General features: G+C 37.8%; 2 protein-coding genes and 1 pseudogene. All 3 read left to right on the forward strand.

Going from position 1 to position 6,000, the window contains the following annotated elements; translation table 11 throughout:
• The first annotated feature begins 66 nt into the window (after positions 1 to 66).
• Positions 67 to 4,014: a phage tail tape measure protein gene (locus GHI93_RS11555; protein ID WP_153497181.1), complete on the forward strand. Its 3,948-nt coding sequence runs from the start codon at positions 67 to 69 to the stop codon at positions 4,012 to 4,014.
• Positions 4,014 to 5,591: a distal tail protein Dit gene (locus tag GHI93_RS11560; RefSeq protein ID WP_153497182.1), complete on the forward strand. Its 1,578-nt coding sequence runs from the start codon at positions 4,014 to 4,016 to the stop codon at positions 5,589 to 5,591. Before GHI93_RS11555 ends, GHI93_RS11560 begins: the two co-directional genes overlap by 1 nt.
• Positions 5,591 to 6,000: pseudogene (locus GHI93_RS11565) on the forward strand (phage tail protein); the annotation flags it as partial. The gene GHI93_RS11560 and the pseudogene GHI93_RS11565, both read left to right, overlap by 1 nt.

The raw sequence follows: 6,000 nt of genomic DNA on the forward strand, positions 1-6,000 counted from the left end.
ACGCTACTTTTTAGGGGCGTTTTTTGTTTATCCTTGAATTAACGATAAAAAATCAAGGAGAATACTATGTCTGATGCACCTTTAGGAAAAATGATAATTGAGATGGGACTTGATGACTCCAACTTTGCTAAAGGAGTAACAGGGGTATCCAAACAGTTATCAGCGTTAAAAAATGATTTAAAGACGTCTCAGACGTCCTTTTCTGCGTTTGGCCATGGAGTAGATGGAATTAAAAGCCCCATGGAAGTCTTGACTAAAACTATTGAAGCTCAAAAACGACAGCTGGACTTACTTAAAAAGTCTTATGATGGTTCGCTTGTCGATGGCAAAGCAAGCTCTAGTACTCAAAAATATGCTGCTGATATTTCAAGGGCAAGCACTCAAATGGCAAAATTTAAAGCAGAATTAAAATCAGCTGCAGAAGAACAGTATAGACAAACGTCACTTTTGCCAAAAATGTCCGAAGGATTCGGGAAGGTAAGCGGTGGGCTTAATTCTATTGCTTCAGCTTCAGCTCCTACATCATTAGCAGTAACAGCAGTATTTGCTAAAGGAGTTCAAGCAGCCGCTAACTTCAACGGTAAGATGACAGAAATTAGATCCTTACTGTCAGATGGCACACCAACTAATATCTTATCAAAGCAAATTGACACATTGTCGTCTAAATCTAAAGAATGGGCACAACAGTATGGTATTGATACATCTTCCATTAATGAGGGTATGGAAGAAATGATAAAGCGTGGGTATGACTTTAATCAAACGGTTGGAGCAATGCCTTCTGTATTGGATGCCGCTAAAGCTTCAGGAGATGATTTTGGAACGGTTATGTCAACATCAACATCGATTCTTGAACAATTCGGATTAAAAACCGACGATACAGCGTCAATGCTTAAAAATACCGAACGAGTAACAGATAGTTTAACATTTGTCGCTAACAAAACATCAGCAAGTTTTGAGGATATGGGAACGGCAATGGAATATGTAGGGCCAGTTTCTAACTCGCTCGGATGGAGTTTAGAACAAGTTTCTTCCGCAATTGGACTGCTTTCAAATAATGGTTTAGAGGGAGAAAAAGCAGGTACAGCTTTACGAGGTGCTTTATCTCGATTGATGAAACCGACAAAACAATCGGCCGCTGCATTTTCTGAATTAGGTGTAAGTATTGACGATTTCAAAAAAGGAAATCTTGACTTACCAACAATGATTGATAATATAAAAAAATCAACTGAAGGTATGACTAAAGCAGAAAAGAGTTCGTTAATAGCAAAAGCATTTGGAACAGAAGCACAAACAGGAATGAATATCTTGGTTGAACAAGGTGGAGATGCCTTACGTAACTTATCTAAAGAAACTCAAAATGCTACTGGTTATACTAAAAAGCTTGCTGATCAAATGAATGATTCGGATAAGAACGCTTTTAATAAAGCAAAAGCGACTCTAGAGGTTTTGACAATCGATCTAGGCGAAAAGCTATTACCTTCAATCATTCCAGTCGTTAAAGAAACAGATAATTTGGCAGGTTCTTTTGAAAAGTTAGATCCAAAAACTCAACAATTAATTATAAAAATGGGAATCGCTGCGGCTGCAGTTGCTCCAACCGCTAAAGCATTAAGTGGATTAACTGGGATGGTTTCAGGGCTTACTGGAGTTCTTGGAAAAATAGGAGCAAAAGGAGCTGGTAAACTAGCGCTAGCAGGAATAACAACAGAAGCTACCACTGCAGCTGGAGCAGTAGGAGGAGCTGGAGGATTAACAGCTGAGCTAGGTGGAATTGCTCCAATATTGGCGGGAATTTCTCCTATTGCAGTCACAGCCCTTGGAACTGCTGGATTAGCTGGTCTAATTATTGGAGTGCTTAACCAATTAATTAAACTAGAGGATATGCACAATGTTTTTGGAACAATCAACGTTCCAGATGAAACTTATAAAAAAGTAAAGAATTTTGAAGGAAAAGTTGAAGATTTAAAAGAAGCTACTGAAAAATTTGGAGTTATTGGCCCTAAAGCTTTCAATGATGTGAAGCAAGCCATTTCAAATATGGGAGATGCTGCAGACAAGGATATTGATAAGGCAACTAATAAACTTGTGAATGATGCGGAAGTTCTAGGATGGTCAGACGATCAGATTAAAAAACTAAAGCAAGGGGGATCTCAAGCAAAAGATGTTATTAAAGCATCAACTGATGAAATGACTGCTATTTATTATAATGCTGCTAAAAATAATAGGCAAATAACAGCAGATGAGAGTTCAAAAGTAATTGCTGACCAAAAAGTTATTGCTGGGCAAGAGTTAGATGCTCTTAAAGTTACTGGAAGTAAAAAATTAGCAGTCATGAAGGCTTTGAATGGCGATATGACTAATATGTCTGTTGATACTGCATATAGTGTATCTTATAGCTTAGAAAAACTAATGAGCAGTGATACTGACAGTTATAAGAAAAAAATGGCTGCTGCCAAGGAGCTTTTTGAAAATGGAAAGATGAGCGCCCAAGAATATAATGATACATCAAAGGCCTATACCGAGCAACATGAGCAAATAATGAAAAAGTATGGAGTAGATTTGGCAGCTACTCAACAAGTCATTATGAATAGCATGAAGAAAGATTCTCAAGATTATGCTGACTATGTAAGAACTCAAACAGCTTCTTTTAAAAATTTTGGATTAAATTTCCAAGATATGCTAAAAAAAGCGGGGAGTGGCTCTAAAAAGTTCTCTAATGAACTTGGAGATAGTTCTAAAATTCTTGCTCAATACTCTAAAACTATGAGTGAAGATATTAAGAAGGCAGACGATACTTGGAACGGAATGGTTCTTGATCCAAAAACTGGGAAAATAACAACAAATGCTGCTCAAGTAGTCGCTGACACATTAAAACAAAAGGGAGGATGGGAAAGAATCCAATTTGTTATGAAGCACGCTAAACTGTCAACGAATGCTAAAGCCTCTATCCTAGAAGCCATTATTGCAAGTGGGCAATGGGACAAATTATCTCCAGAAGATAAGAAGCTATTTATTGGCAATAAAGAAGGATTGCTTGCTATTGCTGAAAGTAAGCAAAGCTTAGATACATGGAATAGTTTACCAGATTCAACTAAGAATTTGCTTGGAAATGACAAAGATTTCATGAGCAAAAAAGAGAATGTGACAAATGCACTTAATTCTTGGAATTCTATGCCTGAAAATGTCAAGAAATTACTTGGTAATGATTCAGATTTTCAAAATAAAAAAGGTGCTGCAGCCGCTGCGCTGAGTGCATGGGATGCAATGCCTGAAAATGTTAAGAGAATGTTTGCCGATAACGCAGACGTATTGAACAAAAAAAGGGGAGCGGCAAATGCAATTTCAGAATGGAATGCACTATCTCCAAAAGAGAAAGAATTAATCGCAAAAGACTTGACAGGAGATGGAGTTTCAAAGGCGAAAAAAGCAATTGATAGCTTGCCAAAAGAAAAGAACACCACATTAACGACTACCCATAAAAATATTTTCCAAGAAATATTTGAAAAAATCACAAAAAATGCTACTGGTACCCCATATCATCCAGGCGGGATGGCAATGGTCAACGATCAAAAAGGTTCAGTTTATAGAGAACTTATTACGCTTCCAGATGGTGCTAGCTTTATCCCACAAGCTAGGGATGTTGTGATGCCATTACCACGAGGGACAAGCATTCTTAAAGCATCTGAAACAGCTAAACTTATCCCTAAGTATGAGAAAGGGACTACTGGAGTTCCTGCAGATGCTCAAATATTTAAAGATATGCGTAATATAAAGCAAAGTTTAGTCGTTAGCAACCAAGTTATTGATAATAGTTCACAAACGGAAATTTTGAACAAGATACTTAAAGCTATGATTGAAAATGGTACAAACATTGATGTTATTAAAGCGATTAATCAATTGATGAATAGACCAGTTCAAGCTAATTTTGATCTAAATAGCTTAACTAAGAAAATTACGCAACAGCAATCCGCTAACCAGTCAATGGAAAATATTTTAAATGGAAGGAAAAATTAATGCACGAAATTATAAAAATAAATTTTGGCAACAATCAGCTTTCTGATTTATTTGATAGTGTTACAAACATAAAAAGAGACGTCGGTTCTGGGTGGTCTAATAATTCAGTAGCTCAAAAAGAAGGGGTTAGCATCATTTCTACTTCTAGGGGAGCTAAGCAAATATCTTTTGATTATATGCTTAAAGGAACGATGTTTGATGAGCTGAATTCTAATAAGCAAACATTAGCGAGTTATATCAATGTTAATGAGCCAACAGCTCTAATTTTTGATGACGAACCAAATAAAGTATGGTATGCAGTGCCAGATGGGGAACAGTCGTTCACTATTGATAATAGATCAGGTTCTATCACATTTCTAGTCCCAGACGGACATGCTTACTCTAGCTACTCTAACGTTCTTAATTTAAGTAACTCAGGCGGAATCAATGGCTCAATCACTCCTAATTCTGACGGCTCTGTTGATGTCACAATCAACAACCAAGGCTCACTTCCAGCGTGGATTAATCTCACATTAACAAATAACCACGAAAACGGCTATTTCGGAATCGCTGGAGTAAATGGAGCGCTTGAAATTGGTAAACGTGAAGAAGTTGATGGTGTTGTTCTCCATAATAGTGAAATTCTGTACGATTCTGACAATGATAATCAATTTTCTAAATTAGTTGATGTCAAAGGAAAGCCTAATCCACAAGTGGCTTCTATTGGTGGAGTTTGTGATACAAACGGTCAACTCGGATATAGAACAGTAACGAACAACTGGCAAGGGCAAACAATCACGACTACTGGTCTTAAAGTAACTGACTTCGGGTCGGCTACTGCTGGACTACGTGGCGGAATGAAATGTTTAACCTTACCCGCTGATTCAAATGGTCAACTTGGATCAGTTAATTTCTACGCTTGGATGAGATTTCTTGAATGGGCTGGAGCTAACGGACAAACAGGGGTTACGCAAGTGATGTTTACTGATGCAAATGATGTCTTCTTAGCTGGTTATGGGATTGTAAAAATTGACATGACAGGAAATAAGGGCGCTGCCAAGTTTTGGGTCGGTGGCAATAATCCTAGAGAGTGGCAATCAATGCCATTTACGATGAACAATGGGGAAAATACAAAAGACCCTGAAAATAACGTGATGTTTAATAATAGAACAGGAAGTGCTGACTTCTTTAAGAAGGGCGGTGCTTTCAGCTTCTATTGGAGAAATAGTAGAAAGACAATCCAAATCCCAGAGCTTGCTAATTCTGCAATTGCAAAGGTATATTTCTTCATTGGCGACTGGATTGGAAATAAAAACGGCATGGTCTCAAATATGCAATTAAGGCGATTCTGGTGCAGGAAAGACAACGTTCAGAAATGGGACGACTTGCCTAATCGCTATAAGCAAGGATCAGCTATTTCTGTCACGATGGCTGATGGTGGAGTATCTATTGACGGTATCTCATCCATTACTGAAACCGTAACAGGAACAGAACCGTTCAGCATTCCACCAGGAATTAGCAAGCTTAAAATTATTCAGTCGTCTTGGAATACCACGCCACCAGATGTTCAAATCACTTGGCAAGAAAGGATACTTTAATGCTAATTAATGTTTTAGATTCACAATTACGAAAAGTAGCCATGTTAAGTAATGACGTTCCAGGGCTACCAAGTTACTACAACGATGAGTTTCACGACTACCTAGACCAAGGAGCGACAACTCATAAATTTACAGTTTCAAAAATAGTCAATAATAAGCTTCAGGATTACGTTCAGTTCTTAAACCATCAAAGCTATTTCAGCTTTAGAAAAAACGGTAAAGACTATCTGATGTCTCCCGCATCGTCCCAAGCAGTGCATGAGACCAGTTCAGAAATATCATTTGTCTGCGTATCACTCGATAGAGAACTGATTAACGAGATGTCTAATCCACTTGCTAATACTGCAAGTCATAATATCCAATGGTACTTTGACACCATGGGGCTTATCTCACGCACTCAAATTACGAT

It is taken from the genome of Lactococcus hircilactis (assembly GCF_009601015.1).
Lineage (GTDB): Bacteria > Bacillota > Bacilli > Lactobacillales > Streptococcaceae > Lactococcus > Lactococcus hircilactis.

Excerpts from the sequence above, each read along its gene's own strand:
- GHI93_RS11555 (WP_153497181.1), top strand. The coding sequence starts at position 67 with ATGTCTGATGCACCTTTAGGAAAAATGATAATTGAGATGGGACTTGAT.
- GHI93_RS11560 (WP_153497182.1), top strand. The coding sequence starts at position 4,014 with ATGCACGAAATTATAAAAATAAATTTTGGCAACAATCAGCTTTCTGAT.